Source organism: Oleomonas cavernae (assembly GCF_003590945.1).
GTDB classification, from domain to species: domain Bacteria; phylum Pseudomonadota; class Alphaproteobacteria; order Zavarziniales; family Zavarziniaceae; genus Zavarzinia; species Zavarzinia cavernae.
Map to the genome: position 1 here is coordinate 1,000,326 of NZ_QYUK01000011.1, position 16,456 is coordinate 1,016,781.

At 67.8% G+C, this 16,456-nt stretch carries 16 protein-coding genes and 1 pseudogene; 10 read left to right on the forward strand and 7 right to left on the reverse strand.

The annotated features are described in order from the left end of the window. Positions 1-2: 2 nt before the first annotated feature. Positions 3-1,241 (reverse strand): MFS transporter, encoded by a 1,239-nt coding sequence (locus D3874_RS08470; RefSeq protein WP_338016696.1) that lies wholly within the window; start codon positions 1,239-1,241, stop codon positions 3-5. A gap of 116 nt (positions 1,242-1,357) precedes the next feature. Here D3874_RS08470 and D3874_RS08475 point away from each other — a divergent pair, with 116 nt between their 5' ends. Continuing rightward, positions 1,358-2,152 (forward strand): AraC family transcriptional regulator, encoded by a 795-nt coding sequence (locus D3874_RS08475; protein WP_119777699.1) that lies wholly within the window; start codon positions 1,358-1,360, stop codon positions 2,150-2,152. A gap of 125 nt (positions 2,153-2,277) precedes the next feature. Here the strand turns inward: D3874_RS08475 and D3874_RS08480 are convergent, their stop codons facing one another. The 4 genes from D3874_RS08480 to bufA2 form a co-directional block, all read right to left on the reverse strand. Then, a complete protein-coding gene (locus D3874_RS08480) occupies positions 2,278-3,486 on the reverse strand; it encodes an OpgC family protein (RefSeq protein ID WP_119777700.1) in 1,209 nt (402 codons plus the stop codon). A gap of 70 nt (positions 3,487-3,556) precedes the next feature. After that, positions 3,557-4,318 carry an HvfC/BufC N-terminal domain-containing protein gene (locus tag D3874_RS08485; protein WP_119777701.1) on the reverse strand — a complete coding sequence of 254 codons (762 nt, stop codon included), beginning with the start codon at positions 4,316-4,318 and terminating at the stop codon, positions 3,557-3,559. Beyond that, positions 4,315-5,145, reverse strand: a complete 831-nt coding sequence (bufB, locus tag D3874_RS08490; RefSeq protein ID WP_119777702.1) for an MNIO family bufferin maturase — start codon at positions 5,143-5,145, stop codon at positions 4,315-4,317. The genes D3874_RS08485 and bufB overlap by 4 nt, the downstream gene beginning before the upstream one ends. Before the next feature lie 83 nt (positions 5,146-5,228). Continuing rightward, positions 5,229-5,477 carry a BufA2 family periplasmic bufferin-type metallophore gene (gene bufA2 / locus D3874_RS08495; RefSeq protein WP_119777703.1) on the reverse strand — a complete coding sequence of 83 codons (249 nt, stop codon included), beginning with the start codon at positions 5,475-5,477 and terminating at the stop codon, positions 5,229-5,231. A gap of 143 nt (positions 5,478-5,620) precedes the next feature. Between bufA2 and D3874_RS08500 the strand changes: the two genes are divergently transcribed. From D3874_RS08500 to D3874_RS08515, 4 genes and pseudogenes are all read left to right on the forward strand, one after another. Then, positions 5,621-7,201, forward strand: a complete 1,581-nt coding sequence (locus D3874_RS08500; protein ID WP_119777704.1) for a hypothetical protein — start codon at positions 5,621-5,623, stop codon at positions 7,199-7,201. A gap of 30 nt (positions 7,202-7,231) precedes the next feature. Beyond that, positions 7,232-8,236 (forward strand): glycosyltransferase, encoded by a 1,005-nt coding sequence (locus D3874_RS08505; RefSeq protein ID WP_119777705.1) that lies wholly within the window; start codon positions 7,232-7,234, stop codon positions 8,234-8,236. Between the two features lie 66 nt (positions 8,237-8,302). Continuing rightward, positions 8,303-9,636, forward strand: a pseudogene (locus tag D3874_RS08510) (TldD/PmbA family protein). After that, positions 9,633-10,445 carry a 3'(2'),5'-bisphosphate nucleotidase CysQ gene (locus D3874_RS08515; RefSeq protein ID WP_119777706.1) on the forward strand — a complete coding sequence of 271 codons (813 nt, stop codon included), beginning with the start codon at positions 9,633-9,635 and terminating at the stop codon, positions 10,443-10,445. Before D3874_RS08510 ends, D3874_RS08515 begins: the two are co-directional and overlap by 4 nt. Before the next feature lie 166 nt (positions 10,446-10,611). Here D3874_RS08515 and D3874_RS08520 read toward each other — a convergent pair whose 3' ends face one another. Then, the gene (locus tag D3874_RS08520; RefSeq protein WP_119777707.1) at positions 10,612-11,073 is read right to left on the reverse strand and encodes an Lrp/AsnC family transcriptional regulator; all 462 of its coding nucleotides are present in this window, start codon (positions 11,071-11,073) and stop codon (positions 10,612-10,614) included. 134 nt (positions 11,074-11,207) lie between these two features. Here D3874_RS08520 and D3874_RS08525 point away from each other — a divergent pair, with 134 nt between their 5' ends. The 4 genes from D3874_RS08525 (at position 11,208) to sigJ (ending at position 13,887) form a co-directional block, all read left to right on the forward strand. After that, positions 11,208-11,930, forward strand: coding sequence for an aspartate/glutamate racemase family protein (locus tag D3874_RS08525; protein ID WP_119777708.1), 723 nt, complete (start codon positions 11,208-11,210; stop codon positions 11,928-11,930). A gap of 93 nt (positions 11,931-12,023) precedes the next feature. Beyond that, positions 12,024-12,440: a hypothetical protein gene (locus D3874_RS08530; protein ID WP_147385581.1), complete on the forward strand. Its 417-nt coding sequence runs from the start codon at positions 12,024-12,026 to the stop codon at positions 12,438-12,440. Beyond that, positions 12,437-12,964, forward strand: a complete 528-nt coding sequence (locus D3874_RS08535; protein ID WP_147385582.1) for a hypothetical protein — start codon at positions 12,437-12,439, stop codon at positions 12,962-12,964. Before D3874_RS08530 ends, D3874_RS08535 begins: the two co-directional genes overlap by 4 nt. Next, complete coding sequence (gene sigJ / locus D3874_RS08540; protein ID WP_119777711.1) at positions 12,961-13,887, forward strand: RNA polymerase sigma factor SigJ; 927 nt, start codon at positions 12,961-12,963, stop codon at positions 13,885-13,887. The genes D3874_RS08535 and sigJ overlap by 4 nt, the downstream gene beginning before the upstream one ends. Here sigJ and D3874_RS08545 read toward each other — a convergent pair. Beyond that, entirely contained in the window at positions 13,856-14,560 is a 705-nt protein-coding gene (locus D3874_RS08545) for a fused DSP-PTPase phosphatase/NAD kinase-like protein (protein WP_119777712.1), read from the reverse strand. The two genes, sigJ and D3874_RS08545, sit on opposite strands and share 32 nt — an antisense overlap. 125 nt (positions 14,561-14,685) lie before the next feature. Between D3874_RS08545 and D3874_RS08550 the strand changes: the two genes are divergently transcribed. Beyond that, complete coding sequence (locus D3874_RS08550; protein WP_233559881.1) at positions 14,686-16,455, forward strand: ABC transporter ATP-binding protein; 1,770 nt, start codon at positions 14,686-14,688, stop codon at positions 16,453-16,455. Position 16,456: the final 1 nt, after the last annotated feature.

Here is a 16,456-nt window from a genome sequence, read left to right on the forward strand (position 1 = left end):
GCCTAAGTGCCCTTGGCTTCCTTCATCGAGGGCAGGAACACGGTCAGCACGCCCAGGACCGGCAGGAAGGCGCACAGGCGGTAGACTGTCTCGATGCTGGTCGCATCCGCGAGCTCGCCCAGGGCCGCGGCGCCGATCCCGGCGAGGCCGAAGGCCAGGCCGAAGAACAGGCCCGCCACCATGCCCACCCGGCCGGGCATCAGTTCCTGGGCATAGACCAGGATCGCCGAGAAGGCCGAGGACAGCACCAGGCCGATGACCACGCTGAGCGCCGCCGTCCAGAACAGGTTGGCGTGAGGAAGGGCCAGGGTGAAGGGCAGCACGCCCAGGATCGAGCCCCAGATCACGTATTTGCGGCCGATCCGGTCGCCGATCGGCCCGCCGGCGATGGTGCCGACGGCGACGGCGCCCAGAAAGATGAACAGGTGCACCTGGGCATCTTCGATGGTCAGCCCGAAGCGGTCGATCAGGTAGAAGGTGTAGTAGCTGGTGAAGCTCGAGGTGTAGATGAACTTCGAGAACATCAGCGCGATCAGGATGGCGATGGCAAAGCCCACCTGCCGGCGCGACAGGGTGACGCCGCCGCTGCTGGCCCGGGCCTTGGGCTTGGCCAGCATGGCGCGGCGCGCGCCGTACCAGGTGCCGACCTGCCACAGGATGACGATGCCCAGCAGGGCCGCCAGGGTGAACCAGGCAACACCGCCCTGGCCATGGGGCAGGATGAAGAAGGCGGCGACCAGCGGCCCGGCGGAGGAGCCGAAATTGCCCCCCACCTGAAACAGCGACTGGGCCAGGCCATGGCGCCCGCCCGAGGCCATGCGGGCGATGCGCGACGATTCCGGGTGGAAAATCGACGAGCCGGTGCCCAGCAGGCCGGCGCCCAGCAACAGCAGGCCATAGCTGCCCGCCATCGAAATCACGGCCAGCCCGCTCAAGGTAAAGCCCATGCCCACTGCCAGTGAATAGGGCTTGGGATGGCGATCGGTATAGAAGCCGACCAGGGGCTGCAGCAGCGAGCCGGTGATCTGGAAGGTGAAGGTGACCAGGCCGATCTGGCCGAAATCGAGCGCGAAATTCGATTTCAGCATGGGATAGATCGCCGGCAGCAGCGACTGCATCAGGTCGTTCAGGAAGTGACAGAAGCTGACCGCGAGCAGGATGCCATAGGTCGCCCCCTCGGCGGGCAGGGCCCGGGCGGCGGTGATGGCGGGGGCGGCGGCATCGGCCGTGGTGTCGCTCACGTCTGCTTCTCCCAAGGCGGCCTTTGTCGACTTGGCCACTGTCAGTCGTGCTGCATCATAGTAGGCTGGTGGCGACCTACTTACGCAGTCGGGTCTTTCTCTTTCGCGAGTGGGCCATGGTCCGGAATGTCAGGGTTGCAGATTACGAAGCCGTCCCCCGGGCGGTGCTGGCGATCGGCAACGATTATCCGGCCGGCCACGAGACCAAGCCCCACGTCCATCGCCGGGCGCAACTGCTTTATGCCCTGTCGGGCATCATGATGGTGGGCACGGCGGAGGGCACCTGGCTGGTGCCGCCGGACCGGGCGATCTGGATCCCGCCGGGCATGGTCCACGGCGTCCGCTCGACCGGCGCACCCTTAGGCGTGCGCAGCGTCCTGATCGAGCCGGGCGCCATCGCCGATCTGCCCGATATCTGCCGGATGGTGCAGATCTCGCCCTTGATCCGGGCGCTGATCCTCGAGGCGGTGGATCTGCCGGTGGAATACGAGGCCGACGGCCGGGCCGGGCTGATCATGAGCCTGCTGCTGCACGAATTGGGCGCCCTGCCGGCCCTGCCGGTGGGCCTGCCGCTGCCGGCCGATGCCCGGCTCAATGCCCTGTGCCAGCACTTCGTCATGGCCCCCGACCCCCATGCCCGGATCGACGACTGGTGCGCGCAACTGGGCATGAGCCGGCGCAGCTTCACCCGCCTGTTCAAGCGCGAGACGGGATTGAGTTTTGCCCTGTGGCGCCAGCGCGCCTGCCTCTTTGCCGCCCTGCCCAGGCTGGGCGGGGGCGAGGCGGTGACCACGGTTGCCCTGGACCTGGGCTACGACAGCGTCGCCGCCTTCACCACCATGTTCCGCCGCCTGCTGGGCCAATCCCCCAGCCGCTATTTCCGCGGCGTTGTGGAGGGGGTGGAGGCTTAGAGTGTGTTTCAAAACTCGTCATCCCGGCCTTGAGCCGGGATCTTGTGACGCTCAGGTGCCGGAAACACTGGTCGAAAGATCCCGGATCTGCGCTGCGCTTCGTCCGGGATGACGAGAAAAATCTCTCAGGCCACCTTCACCTGACGTGCTGCCAGGTCGCGCCGCTGGTTGGCGGCGTGCCAGGCGGCGGGGATGCCTAGGCTGGCGACCGCGGCGATGATGATCGCCGTCTTGCTCGGCTCGTCGAACGGGCCGAAGTGCCAATCGATGGCGCCGACGCCGTAGGCCACGATGACGTGGAAGGCGTAGACCTGCAGCGAATGCCTGCCCAGGAAGACCAGGAAGGGCAGGGCGAAGAAACGGCGCAGGCCGCGGCCCAGCAGGGCAACCGCCCGCGGCGTGGTCGCTTCCTGGGCATTGTGCAGGATCCAGGCCACGCCGTAGCCCAGGGCCGCGAAATTCACGACATAGGACAGGCTCAGGTCTTCGCGCCGCAGCAGCTTGTAGAAGCGCTCGCCCAGGGCGCCGTCCAGGGCGCCCTCGCCATGGACGATGCGCAGGCCGGCGAACAGGGCGACCACACCCAGGGCGATCAAGGCCAGGTCGCGATGCTTGGGGCCTAAGATCGCATCGGCGCTGAGCCGCCCGCTGGCGGCCGCGGCGCCCAGGACGAGGCCCGAGACGAACAGCAACTGCCAGGCCATCGGGTTGAAGAAGGCGCGCAGCGTGCCGCCGGGAACAACAGAGGCGAGGCCCGCCTCGGCAGCCTCGACCAGGGGCATCTGCAGGCCGATCTGGGCCATGAACCAGATGGCGCCGCTGATCGCCATGACGCGCAGGCCATGGCCGCTGGCTGTGGCGCGCACGATGAACGGCGCCGCCAGCAGGTAGATCATGTATTGCGGCAGAATATCGAGATAGGCGGGCTGGTAGAGCATGGCGGCCGCCGCGCCCAGGTTGTCGGCCGGCGATTGCGCCAGCTTGCCCAGTTGCCAGCCCCAGATTCTGGCGGCGTCGGGCACCAGGAACAGCATGGTCATGACCACGGCCAGGGTCAGCAGGACCATGCGGTAGAGTTCGCCCACCCGGGCGCTGGCCTTGTCCCACAGGACATCGGGGCCGCGCTTGGCCAGGATGCGCGCATAGGTAAGGCCGACGACGAGGCCGGACAGGAAGACGAAGCCCTGGGCATCCTCGACGAAGGCAAACTGGCTGTGGTGAAGCTTGAGCGCCCAGGCGCCGCCCTGGAAAGCCAGGTGGCTGGACATCATCAGGACGAGAAAATAGCCCCGCAGACCGTCGATCAGGGCAATTCTGTTGCCGGCGGGCGCCATCACAGATCTCCTCGCACACAAGCTTGCACAGCTTGGTAATGCCGGGATCGGCGATCGGTTCCCGCAGGGGCTAGGCGGCGGGCGGCGAGGGAGCGGCGGTCTCGAGGCCGCCGACCAGGCCGCCGGCGCACCACCCGGCCAGCCAGGCAACGGCCTGGTTCGGCTCGATATCGTCCAGTGCCGCGGCAAAGCGCAGGCCGTCGCGCAGGCGGTGGAACAGCATCGCCTCGCCCGCCGCCATCGCGCGGTATTGCACTTCGAGGTTGCGGCGCCAGATCAGCAGGGCGGCCGGGCCGGCCGGTGCCGGCGTAATCTCCCCCGTCTCGCGCCACATGCGCCACACGTCGTGGACGGCGTGGGCGAGGTCCAGGCCCTGCACCGTCGGATGAAAGCGGGCGCGCAGCCGTTCCCATGCCGCCGGCGCCAGGGCGGCCAGCGCCTCGGGACCGACGGTGTCGCCATCGCCGCCGTCGAAGGCCAGGCCCAGGGCCCATTCGAAGGCGGCGAGGTCGGCTGCCATGGCCTGGCCCTGCCGCGCCAGGTGCCCGGCGAAATCGGCGCCCAGCCAGCGGATCGACGGGCGGTGGGAGGGATGCGCGGCGATATAGGCCCGTGCCGCGCCCTCGAACGCGTCGGATCCCATCAGCGCGGCGGTGGCGGGAAAATCCTTGCCCAGGGCCTCAACCAGCCGGGCGCCGTAGGCAAAGCGATAGACCCCGAGCAGGGTCTCGCGATCGGTGCGGGCACTGTCGCATATCTGCGGGCTGATCGTGCCGGGTGCCCCCAGGACGTCGCGCGCGAAGCCGCGCTGCAATTGCGCCAGGGCGGTCATTGGGCGGCCTCGCGCACGGCCAGGCCTTCGGCGGCATGGCGGCGGACCTGGTCCAATTCGTCCAGCAATTCGGCCAGCGGCGGGATGTTGTCGTCACGCTCGATCATCGTCGGCACGGCGCCGAAGCGGCGCACCGCCTGGGCATAGAGTTCGAACACCGGGCCGATGATCGGCGCGTCATGGGTATCGATGATGTGGCTGCCCATCATGCTGTGGCCGGCCAGATGGACCTGGCGGATCGCCGCCGCCGGCAGCAGGTCGAGATAGGCGAGCGGATCGAAGCCGTGATTGAAGGCCGAGACATAGATGTTGTTCACGTCGAGCAGCAGTTCGCAGCCCGAGCGGGCGATCAGCGCGGCCAGGAATTGGGGCTCCGACAGGTCGGATACATTATAGGTTACATAGGTCGAGACATTCTCGATCACCAGCGGGCGGCGCAGGCGGTCCTGCACCCGGCCGATGCGGCCGGCGACATGGGCCAGCACCTCGTCGGTATAGGGCAGGGGCATCAGGTCGTGCAGGTTGATGCCGTCGATGCCGGCCCAGCACAGGTGATCGGAGATCCAGGCGGGCTGCACCCGGTCGGCCAGCGCCACGAGGTCGTCGAGATAGGCGTGATCGAGCGGGTCGCTGCCGCCGATCGACATCGAGACGCCATGCATCACCATGGGATAGCGGGCGCGCAGCCGGTCCAGCCAGTCGAGCGGCCGGCCGCCGGGCACCATGAAGTTCTCGGAAATGATTTCGAGCCAGTCGACGGCGACACCGTCCTGGTCCATGTCGTGATAGTGCTCGGTCCGAAGACCCAGGCCGAAACCTTCGATCATCGTGGCAGGGTCCTGTCGGCCATCGTCGGTGTCAAGGCGTGCGGGGCCGGCAGTGCCGGCCCCGAGCCGTAAGACCAGGCTGATCAGCCGACCTTGCCGCCGGCGGCGGTGCAGGCAGCCTCGTCCGGGGCCATGGTGAAGCCCTGGCCCTTGCAGGCGTTCTGGCCCTTGCAGGCATTCGTGGCGCTCTTACACGCACTCTGGCCTTTGCAGGCGTTGCCGCCCGTGCAGTGAACGTCGGCAGCCTGCGCGGCCATCGGCGCCAGCGCGATGGTGCCGGCCGAGAACAAGGCGGCCGCAGCGGCGGCAAGCGCGAAACCGGATTTGCTCATGTCATCCCCCTGGGAATGGAACGTTGAAACGTTGTGTTTTCCATCGCCACCAGTTCATCTGGCAACGGGAACCGACCCTGTACTCAGCGGTTCCAGGGTGTAGTTCGCCTGCCGCCGGGCGAGAGTTACAGGAAAGGCGCCGCATGAATCCCGTATTGCGACTTCAACACCCGGGCGAGGGCGAAAGTTTTCTCGCCGGCGCCATCCTGCTGCTCGGCATGCTGGCCTGTGCCGCGGCGGTTGCCGTCATGGGCCAGGACGGCGGCTGGGACCTGCGCAACTATCATTGGTATGTGCCCTTCGCCCTGCTGAACGGGCGGCTGGGCGTCGACGTGCTGCCCGCCTTCATGGGGCCGACCTTCCACAACCCGCTGGTCGACGTGCCGTTCTACCTGGCGGCAAAGGCGCTGGGGCCGCTGTGGGCCTCGCTGGGCCTGGGGCTGGTGCACGGCGCCAATGCCCTGCCGCTCTATGTCATCGCCCGCCGCGTGCTGCCGCAGGTCGGCAGGCCCATGGCGGCATTGCTGGCGGTCATCGGGCTTGCCGGGGCCATGAAAATCTCGCTGCTGGGGGCGACGGCGGGCGACAATATCCTGTCGCTGTTTGCCCTGGGCGCGATCGCCGCCTTCCTGGCGGTCGAGGCGCGGGGGTTGAAGGCGCTGGCCCTGGCCGGCCTGCTGGCAGGGGCAGGGTTCGGGCTGAAGCCGGTGCTGGCCCCCTTCATCATCGGCCTGACCGTGGCGGTACTGGCGTTTCATACCTTCCGGGCCGGGGGCGGGCGGGCGCTGCTGGTTTTCGCGCTGGCCGGGATCGCCGGCACCGTGCTCACCGGGGGCTTTTGGATGGCACGGCTCTACGCCGAATTCGGCAATCCCCTGATGCCCTATTTCAACGATGTCTTCGCGGCACCCTACGTGCCGGCCCACACCTATTCCGATCCCGGCTTCACCGCCGGCCTGCCCTGGCCCCGGGTCCAATTGCCGTTCCTGGCAGGGATTGTCGATCACGTCAGCGCCGAGGCGAGCTTCACCGACTGGCGCATCCCGCTGGGCTATGCCGGCGCGCTGGCGCTGCTGGCGGCCGGGCTGGTCAGCCGGGAACAGCGGGCCACGGCGGGCTTCCGCCTGTGCCTGGTCGTGGTGGCGACGCTGGTGCCGTGGTCGATCGTCTTTGCCATCTATCGTTACGTTCTTGCCGTCGAGATGCTGGGGCCGATCCTGGTCACGCTCGCCCTGCTGCGGCTGATCCCCTGGCGCCGGGCCGCCGGCGTGGCGGCGGCTGTCGTGCTGATCGCCGTCGTCGCCGTCACCCGGCCGCCGCCGGCGGAACGTGTCGCCTTCGGTCCTGATCTGACCGGCGTCGAGGTGCCGCCGATCGCCACGCCTGAGCGGGCGGTGGTGCTGATGGCGGGGCTGACGCCGTCGGCCTTCGTCATCCCGTCTTTCCCGCCGACCGTCCGTTTCCTGCGCTTCGACGGCTTCTGGATCGACCCGCCCGAGCGTGAGGCCGGCTACGCCCGGGAGATCCGCCGCGCCGTCGCGCAGGCGGGCGGGGCGGTCTCGATCCTGTTCGAGCCGGGGGAGGTGGCCCGGGTGACGGACGCCCTGAAAGCCTTCGACCCCGCCTTGACGATCGGCGCCTGCCGGCCGGTCCGCCACCATTTGGAGCAGCCGGGAACGAACTGGGGCAGCTTCGTGTTATGTGACGTGAATGGGCCAGCCTGACCCGAGGCCCGGCCGAACGAGGATGGTGACATGGACTGGAATGTCGGTGGTGTAACGGCCGGCCGCGAGATCGCGGTGATCGTGCCCTGCCTGAACGAGGCCGCCGCGATCGGCCAGGTGGTCCGGGGCTTCCAACAGGTGCTGCCCGAGGCGACGGTGTATGTCTACGACAACATGTCGACCGACGACACGATCGCCGTGGCCAAGGCCGCCGGCGCCGTGGTCCGCCAGGTCAGCCATCGCGGCAAGGGCAATGTGGTGCGCCGGATGTTCGGCGACATCGATGCCGACATCTACATCATGGTCGACGGCGACGGCACCTACGACCCGGCCGCCGCCCCCACCATGGTGCGCCGCCTGATCGAGGACAATCTCGACATGGTCGTGGGCACCCGCGTCGACGACGATCCGGAGGCCTATCGCAAGGGCCATCGCTTCGGCAACTGGCTGCTCACCACCCTGGTCACCAAGCTGTTCGGCCGCACCTTCACCGACATGCTGACCGGCTACCGGGTCTTCTCGCGCCGCTTCGTCAAGGCCTTCCCGGCCCTGTCGAGCGGCTTCGAAACCGAGACCGAAATCACCGTCCACACCCTGGAACTGCGCCTGGCCACGGCCGAGATCCCGACCCGCTATTCGACCCGGGTCGCCGGCAGCCAGTCCAAGCTGAACACCTATCGCGACGGCGCCCGCATCCTGAAGCTGATCCTGCGCCTGCTGATGCTGGAAAAGCCGCTGGCCCTGTTCGGCGCCTTTGCCGGCGTTTTCGCTCTGGTCTCGATCGGGCTGTTCGTGCCGATCTTCATCGACTATGTGGCGACCGGCCTGGTGCCCCGCTTCCCGACCCTGATCGTGTCGGTGGGGGCGATCATGCTCAGCGTGCTGTCGCTGATGACCGGGATCATCCAGGACAACGTCACCCGCGGCCGCCAGGAGTTGAAGCGGCTGTTCTATCTCGCCGCCGGCGAACGCGCGGCGACGGCGATCAGCCAGTCGACCGGGACCGGCCCTGCCCGCATCGCGCGGCGGGGTTGAGCAAAAAGGCTGACTTGAGCCATTCGTTACCTCTAGGATGCGGCCCGCATTCTGAATGGTGGACGAATGGCTGAACCGCTTGCCCTGCTCGACGACCTCCTGACCCGCGCCAAGCGCGCCGGGGCCGATGACGCCGACGCCATGTACTTCGAGGCGATCTCCGTGGGCGTCAACTGGCGCCTGGGCAAGCTCGAAGATCTCGAACGCTCCGAAACCCGCGACCTGGGCCTGCGCGTCTTCGTCGGCCAGGCCCAGGCGACGGTCTCGTCCAGCGAAATCGACTCGAGCGCCCTCGACCGCCTGGTCGAGCGGGCGGTGGGCATGGCCAAGGTGGCGCCGCCCGACCGCTTTGCCAGCCTGGCCGACCCGGCACTGATCGAACGGGCGCCGCGCGCGCTCGACCTGTGCGAGGACGGCGAGCCCGAACCCCAGGCCCTGCTCGACCGCGCTGCCCGGGCGGAAGCCGCGGCGCTGGCCGTCGACGGCGTCACCAATTCCGAAGGGGCGGGGCCAGTTGGGGCGCCAACCGGGTGGCGCTGGCGACCACGGGCGGCTTTGCCGGGGAATACCGCAACTCGCTCCACGGCGTCTCCGTCTCGGTCCTGGCGGGCAGCGGCACCGGCATGGAGCGCGACTATGACCATGCCTCGGCCCGTTTCATCGCCGACCTCGAGGATGCCGAAACCATCGGCCGGCGGGCGGGCGAGAAGGCCGTACGCCGCCTCCACCCGCGCAAGGCCAAGACGGCCCGGGTGCCGGTGGTGTTCGATCCCCGCGTCGCGGGCTCGATCGTCGGCCACCTGCTGGGCTCGATCAACGGCGCGGCGGTGGCCCGCGGCACCTCGTTCCTGAAGGAGAAGATGGGCCAGGCGATCTTCGCCCCCGGCATCACCATCATCGACGACCCCTATCGCCCGCGCGGCCTGCGCTCGCGCCCCTTCGACGGCGAGGGCGTGCGCGGCACCACGCGCAAGCTCATCGACGACGGCCACCTGACCACCTGGCTGATGGATACCTCGGCCGCCCGTCAACTGGGCCTGGCCTCGACCGGGCACGCCGCGCGCGGCACCTCGGGCCCGCCGACACCCTCCGCCGCCAATGTCCACCTGGAACCGGGCGCGCTCAGCCCGGCGGCACTGATGGCCGACATCGCCGAGGGCTTCTACGTCACCGAACTCATCGGCTCGGGCGTCAACGGCATCACGGGTGATTACAGCCGTGGCGCCGCGGGCTTCTGGATCGAGCAGGGCGAGCTCGCCTATGCGGTGAGCGAAATCACCATCGCGGGCAATCTCAAGGACATGTTCCTGAACCTGGTTCCGGCCAACGACCTCGTCTTCCGCTATGGCACCAATGCGCCGACGGTGCGGATCGACGGCATGACCATCGCGGGCACATGACGATCGACCTGCGCGCCGATCTCGACCTGCTGATCGCCGCGGCCCGCGCCGCCGGCGCGCTGGCGCTCGACTACCGCGCTAAGGGCTTCCGCACCTGGGAAAAGGAAGGCCACGGCCCGGTCACCGATGCCGACCTGGCCGTGGATGCCCTGCTGAAGGAGAGGCTGGGCCAGGCGCGGCCGACCTATGGCTGGCTGTCGGAGGAGACCGCGGATAACCCGGCGCGTCTCTCGGCCGACCATCTGTTCGTGGTCGATCCGATCGACGGCACCCGGGCCTTCGTCAAGGGGCGTCCGCATTTTGCCGTCTCGATCGCCGTGGTGGCTGGTGGCCGGCCGCAGGCGGCCGTGGTCTTCAACCCGGCCCTGGACGAACTCTATGCCGCTCATTTGGGCGGCGGCGCCACCATGAACGCTGCCACGATCAAGGTCAGCGACCAGGCCGGCATCGAGGGCGCCCGCATGGTCGGGCCCGAGGACATGTATCGCTCGCGCCTGTGGCCGACGCCGTGGCCGGCGATCGCCATCGCCGGCTCGACCTCGATCGCCTATGCCCTGTGCCTGGTCGCCGGCGGCACTCATGACGGCTCGGTCAGCCTGACCGGCAAGAGCGACTGGGACCTGGCAGCGGCCGACCTGATCGTGCACGAGGCGGGCGGCATCGCCTCGACCCATGCCGGCGAGCGCTTCACCTACAACCGTGTCTCGACCCGCCACCGCAACATCATCTCCGCCGGCCCGGCGCTGCACGCCCGCCTGCTGGAAAAACTGACCGAATTCAACCCCCGCCGGACGTCGCCGAGCGGTTGATCGGTTGAGCAAAAGCCCTCTCCTCCTCGGAGGAGAGGGTTGGGTGAGGAGGGATGTCAGGCGTAAGGTCCGATCTCTCCCGGCCACCACCTCACCCTCCCCATCGCTGACGCGACGGGTCCCCTCCCTCTCCCCCGCAAGCGGCGGAGAGGGAGTTCAAAGGACCTCACACATAACTGGTCGGCAGGGCGATCTCGCGTTTGAGGGTTTCCATCGAGATGTAGGCGGAGACGTCGAACAGTTCGACCCGCTGCACCAGGCGTTTGTAGATCACGTCGTAGTGTTCGACGTTGGGCAGCACGACCTTCAGGATGTAGTCGAAATTGCCGGTCAGGCGGTGAACCTCGACGATCTCGGGGATGTCCGCCAGGGCGCGGCGGAAGCCGTCCAGCCAGTCGGCGGCATGATGGCTGGTCTTCACGATGACGAAGACCGTGGTCGGCAGGTTCATGCGCCGCCGGTCGAGCCGGGCCACCACCCGTTCGACGAAGCCGTCATCCTTGAGCTTGGCGATCCGCCGCGAACAGGCGGAGACTGACAGGGCGACCTGTTCGGCGATGTCGGTGACGGCCAGGTCGGCATCGGCCTGGAGCAGGGCGAGGATTTTGCGGTCGCGATCGTCGAGCATTGATCGATTTTGCATGATTTTCCGAATAGGCGCAAATTTCAGGCGCTAAAACCGACAACAAGGGGAAAGGACGCGCGCCATTTTCGTTCAACCTGGGGCATCCTTGCGGCATGGAAATTCGGGGAGTGCATGGCATGAAGATGATCGGCCTGATCGGCGGCATGAGCTGGGAAAGCACAGCGGTCTACTATCGCCAGATCAACGAGGCGATGCGCCAGCGCCTGGGCTCGCTGCATTCGGCCGACATCATCCTGCGCTCGGTCGATTTCGAGCAGGTGGTGAAGCTGCAACGGGCCGATAGCTGGGACGAGGCGGGCGCCATGCTGGGCGATGCGGCGGCGGGCCTGGTCCGTGCCGGGGCCGATTGCGTCCTGATCTGCACCAATACCATGCACTTGGTCGCCGACCAGGTGGGCGCGCAGGCGGGCGTGCCGCTGATCAATATCATCGACGAGACGGGCCGGGTGATTGCCGCTTCCGGTCGCCGGCGGCCGCTGCTGCTGGCCACGCGCTATACCATGGAGCACGGTTTCTATACCCAGCGGCTGGGCCGCCAGGGCGGGATCGAGGCACTGGTGCCCAACGAGATCGACCGGGCCGCGGTGCATTCGATCATCTTCGAGGAGCTTTGCCAGGGCATCGTGCGCGAAAGCTCGCGGGCCCGCCTGATGGAAATCGTCGCCCGGGGCATCGCGGCCGGCGCCGATTCGGTGATCCTGGGCTGCACCGAGATCTGCCTGCTGCTCGATCCCGACGCACTGCCGGTCCAGGGCTTCGACTCGACCGCCATCCATGCCCGCGCGGCGGTGGATTTCGCGCTGGCCGCGGATCGGGGGGCGGCGCGCAGCGTCGCCTGAGGGCACTTACCCCGGCGGTCATCGCCGCCCCATTCGGGTCATGTCACAATCTGCCGGTCCCCCTCGTCAAACTTAAGACGAGGAGAAGAGACAATGGAGCAGACGACGATGGCGCTACCCCGCTGGTGGAGACTTCTGGCCCTGGTGCTGGGCCTTGGCCTGGCCGCCAACGGCCTGTTCATGCTGGCGGACCCGATGGGCTGGTACATCGCCGTGCCGGGCGTGGTCGATACCGGGCCGCCCAACCGCCACTTCATCGGCGATATCGGCGGCGCCTACCTGGCGACCAGCCTGGGGCTGATCGGCGGGGCCCTGTGGCCGCGGCTGGCGGCCGGGGGTGCCATGGTGGCGGCGATCTTTCACCTGCTTCATTCCTGGGTGCACCTGATGGATGCGGCCGCCGGGCGGTGTTCGCCGGCCCAGGCGATCGCCGACATCGGGCCGGTGCATATCCCCAGCCTGCTCATCCTGCTCCTCGCCATCGTCGCCCTGAGGAGGAAGGCATCATGATGAAGTGGCTCTGTGGCAAACTGATCGACGGCGGCGAGCGCCAGACCGGGCAGAGTGCCGAATTCCTGCGCGATATCCTGAAGTCGAGTTCGTCGGGCTTCTGGAAATTCGCCCTGTTCATGCCCCTGTCGCGCCACCGGGCCCATGCGGCCAAGGAATTGTGGCACCTCGCCCATATCGGCGCCGACATGGCGGAAGACTGCGGCCCCTGCACCCAGATCGCCGTCGACATGGCCGCCGATGCCGGCGTGTCGCCGGAGACCCTGCGCGCTGTCGTCGCGGGGCGGGTGCAGGATCTGGCCCCGCTCGAAGCCCTGGCCCTGGCCTTCGGCAAGGCGGTGTCCGCCAACGATCCGGCAGCCGAGGAGATGCGCCTGGAACTGGAGGCGGCGATCGGCCCCAAGGCCATGGCCGACCTGGCCATTTCCATCGCCACGGCGCGGATATTTCCGGCCCTGAAGCGGGCGCTGGGCCACGCCACGGCCTGTCACCTGGTCCAGGTGAAGGTCAGGCAGGCGGCATGACCGCCGCGGCCTTCGAGGCGGAACGGGCCAGGCTGATCCGCCTGGCCTACCGCATGACCGGCACCATGGCCGAGGCCGAGGACCTGGTGCAGGAGACCTACCTGCGCTGGCACGGCACTTCGGCCGCGGAGATCCGCAGCCCGGCCGCCTGGCTGACCACCACCTTGACCCGGCTGGCTATCGACCATCTGCGCGCCCGTAAGAACGAGCGCGCCCGCTATGTCGGGCCGTGGCTGCCCGAGCCGATCCTGGACGAGCCCGGGGATCGGGTGGGCGACGAGGGCCGGGCGGCGGCGCGCATCGAACTGGCCGACGACCTGTCGCTGGCCTTCCTGATGGTGATGGACAATCTGCCGCCGGCCGAACGGGCGGCCTTCCTGTTGCATGATGCCTTCGGCCACGACCATGACAGTGTCGCCACGATCTTGGGCAAAAGCCCGGCGGCGGTACGCCAGCTGGTCAGCCGGGGGCGGGCGCGGCTGAAAGCCGCACGGCCCGATATTCACGTGCCCAAGGCGGCGCGAGACGCCATCGCCAACCGCTTCATCGATGCCCTGATCAACGCCGACGGCGCCGCCCTGGCTGGGATCATGCACCAGGACGCGATCCTGCTGACCGACGGCGGCGGCAAGCGCAGCGCGGCGCTCAATCCGATCTATGGCGCCGACAAGATCCTGCGCTTCTTTGCCGGCATCGCGCGCAAGATCAAGGTCGAGGTCCGCTTCGAGCGGACCTTGCTGAACGGTGCCCCCGGGCTGGTCGCGATTGCCGAGGGCGAAATCTGGTTCGCCTTGGTGCCTGATGTTCAGGAGGGCAGCGTCGGCCGCATCATGATGGTCCGGAACCCGGACAAGCTCTCGGTGCTGACCGCGGCCTTTGCGCCCGGCCCCCTTACTCGCGGCCCAGAATCCGATCGACGATAAGGTTGCCGATCAGGCCGGCGTGAAAGTCGCGCTTCATGGCGATGGGGTCGTAGACCGTGTCGACCCAGTGCCAGAATTCGATGCCGGTCGCGGCCCGGGCCTCGGCGTAAGCGTCGAAAAAGCGGTCGAGAACGCCGGTTTTGCCTTGTTTGATATGGCCGTAGCGTAAGGAGAGCTGGCCCTTGGCCTCCTCCAGGGACTTGCCCTCGTGCAGGAAGAGATAGAGCGCCGACATGATGCCGGCCCGGTCGGCACCCGACTTGCAGTGCATCAGGGCGGGATACTCGATCGTCTCGAAGAGCTGCCTGGCGCCGCGCAGAACGGCGGGCGAGGGCGGTTCGCGCGAGGTGGCGGTGAAATTGACCAGCTTGATGCCTGACCCTTCCGCCGCCTCTTTTTCATAGAGATAGGTGGCGCAGTCGCGCTCGCCGCGCAGGTTCACGATGGTCTTGATGCCCTGGCGGGCCAGGCCGCGCACCTGCCAGCTCGAGGGCTGGGCGCCGCGCCACATCCGGGGCGAAACCCGCCGCTTGTTCCAGAAGAGCAGGCGCAGGATACCGTGGTCGATGAACAGGACCTCGAACCAGCCGACGATCCGGCCCCAGGGGGTGGAGGCATCGCCTCGGGCGAGGCGAATCTGGTTGCCCACCTTGCGGGTCTGTCGCTTGAACAAATGCCTGTCCTTAAATCCCTGGCCGGAACCCCATATAGCGATGGGACCGGGCCGCGGCAACCCGGCCCGGTTTTGCGTGAGCGAACAGTCGTGCTAGTTTCCGGCCCCGCAGAGGTAAATCAAGATTGACCACGACATCAGCACCATTGGCCGCCAGCGCCGAGGCGAAGCCCTCGGCGGTCCGTCGCTTGCTCAAAAGTGCGGTTCGCCCGCACGCCAGGCGCCTTGCCGTTGCCGGGGTGATGATGGCGATCGTGGCCGGCATGACAGCCGCCCTGGCCTATCTGCTGTCGCCGGCGATCGACGATATTTTCGTCAAGCGTGATCCCACGGCGCTGTGGATGATCCCCCTGGCGGTGGTCGTCGCATCGCTGATCAAGTCGGGCGCCGACTATGTCCAGAGCGTGCAGATGTCCTATGTCGGCCAGCGCATCGTCGCCGACACCCAGCTCAAGCTGTTCGACCGCTTCATGCGGGCCGACCTGGCCTGGATCCACGACATTCATTCCGGCCGCCTGATCTCGGCCTTTCTCTACGATGCCAGCCTGCTCTCAGACTCGGTTTCCAAGACCGTGGTCGGCCTGCTGCGCGACGGCGCCTCGGTGATCCTGCTCACCGGCGTCATGTACTTCCAGAACTGGCAACTCGCGCTGGTCGCCTCGATCGGCTTTCCCGTCGCCATGCTGGTGATGCGCAGGGCTGGGCGCAAGACGCGCAAGGTCTCGACCAAGGCCCAGGCCGAAACCGGCACCCTGGCCTCGCTGCTGACCGAACGCTTCGACGGCACGCGCCTGGTCAAGGCCTACGGCCGCGAGGCCGACGAGCTCAGGACCGTGACCGGATCGGTCGAACGCCGCCTGAAGCACCTGATGAAGGCCGTGCGCACCAAGTCGGCGACCGTGCCGCTCAATGATCTGATCGGGTCGGTCGCCATCGCCGGCGCCATCCTTTATGCCGGCGTGGCGATGCAGACCTCGGAGATGAGCTTCGGCGCCTTCACCAGCTTCATCGCCGCGATGATCATGGCCTATCAGCCGTTGCGCAGCCTCTCCAACCTGCATGTCAGCCTGCAGGAAGGCCTGGCCGCGGCCGACCGTGTCTTCGCCATGCTGGATGTCGAGCCCAAGGTGGTCGATGCGCCCGGCGCCCTGCCGATCAAGGTGACGCGCGGCGATATCACCTTCGAGGATGTCCGCTTCTCCTATAGCGACGGTACGGCCGCGTTGAAGGGGGTTACCTTCGACGTGCCCGCCGGCAAGACGGTGGCGCTGGTCGGCCCGTCGGGCGGCGGCAAGTCGACCACCATCAACCTGATCCCGCGCTTCTACGATCCGGCCGGCGGCCGCATCCTGGTCGACGGTATCGATATCAAGGCGGTTACCATCGACTCGGTGCGCCGCGCCATGGCTCTGGTGGCCCAGGAAGCGACCCTGTTCGACGATACCATCGCCAGCAACATCGCCTATGGCCGGCCCGGCGCCGCGCGCGAGGAGATCGAGGCGGCGGCGCGGGCGGCGGCGGCCTTTGACTTCATCGTCAATCTGCCGCTGGGCTTCGAGACCGTGGTCGGCGAATCCGGGGTCAAGCTGTCGGGCGGGCAGCGCCAGCGTATCTGCATTGCCCGCGCCTTTTTGCGCGATGCCCCGATCCTGCTGCTGGACGAGGCGACCTCGGCCCTCGACACCGAATCCGAGCGCCAGATCCAGGCGACCTTGCGCGGCCTGATGAAGGGCCGCACCACGCTGGTGATCGCCCATCGGCTGTCGACGATCGTCGATGCGGACTGTATTCATGTGGTCGAAGCCGGCCGCATCGCGGAAAGCGGCAGTCACGACGAACTGATCGCGAAGGGCGGCCTCTATGCACGGCTCTATGCCCAAGCCGAAGCGGAATAGG

Excerpts from the sequence above, each read along its gene's own strand:
- D3874_RS08475 (WP_119777699.1), top strand. The coding sequence starts at position 1,358 with ATGGTCCGGAATGTCAGGGTTGCAGATTACGAAGCCGTCCCCCGGGCG.
- D3874_RS08480 (WP_119777700.1), bottom strand. The coding sequence starts at position 3,486 with ATGGCGCCCGCCGGCAACAGAATTGCCCTGATCGACGGTCTGCGGGGC.
- D3874_RS08485 (WP_119777701.1), bottom strand. The coding sequence starts at position 4,318 with ATGACCGCCCTGGCGCAATTGCAGCGCGGCTTCGCGCGCGACGTCCTG.
- bufB (WP_119777702.1), bottom strand. The coding sequence starts at position 5,145 with ATGATCGAAGGTTTCGGCCTGGGTCTTCGGACCGAGCACTATCACGAC.
- bufA2 (WP_119777703.1), bottom strand. The coding sequence starts at position 5,477 with ATGAGCAAATCCGGTTTCGCGCTTGCCGCCGCTGCGGCCGCCTTGTTC.
- D3874_RS08500 (WP_119777704.1), top strand. The coding sequence starts at position 5,621 with ATGAATCCCGTATTGCGACTTCAACACCCGGGCGAGGGCGAAAGTTTT.
- D3874_RS08505 (WP_119777705.1), top strand. The coding sequence starts at position 7,232 with ATGGACTGGAATGTCGGTGGTGTAACGGCCGGCCGCGAGATCGCGGTG.
- D3874_RS08515 (WP_119777706.1), top strand. The coding sequence starts at position 9,633 with ATGACGATCGACCTGCGCGCCGATCTCGACCTGCTGATCGCCGCGGCC.
- D3874_RS08520 (WP_119777707.1), bottom strand. The coding sequence starts at position 11,073 with ATGCTCGACGATCGCGACCGCAAAATCCTCGCCCTGCTCCAGGCCGAT.
- D3874_RS08525 (WP_119777708.1), top strand. The coding sequence starts at position 11,208 with ATGAAGATGATCGGCCTGATCGGCGGCATGAGCTGGGAAAGCACAGCG.
- D3874_RS08530 (WP_147385581.1), top strand. The coding sequence starts at position 12,024 with ATGGAGCAGACGACGATGGCGCTACCCCGCTGGTGGAGACTTCTGGCC.
- D3874_RS08535 (WP_147385582.1), top strand. The coding sequence starts at position 12,437 with ATGATGAAGTGGCTCTGTGGCAAACTGATCGACGGCGGCGAGCGCCAG.
- sigJ (WP_119777711.1), top strand. The coding sequence starts at position 12,961 with ATGACCGCCGCGGCCTTCGAGGCGGAACGGGCCAGGCTGATCCGCCTG.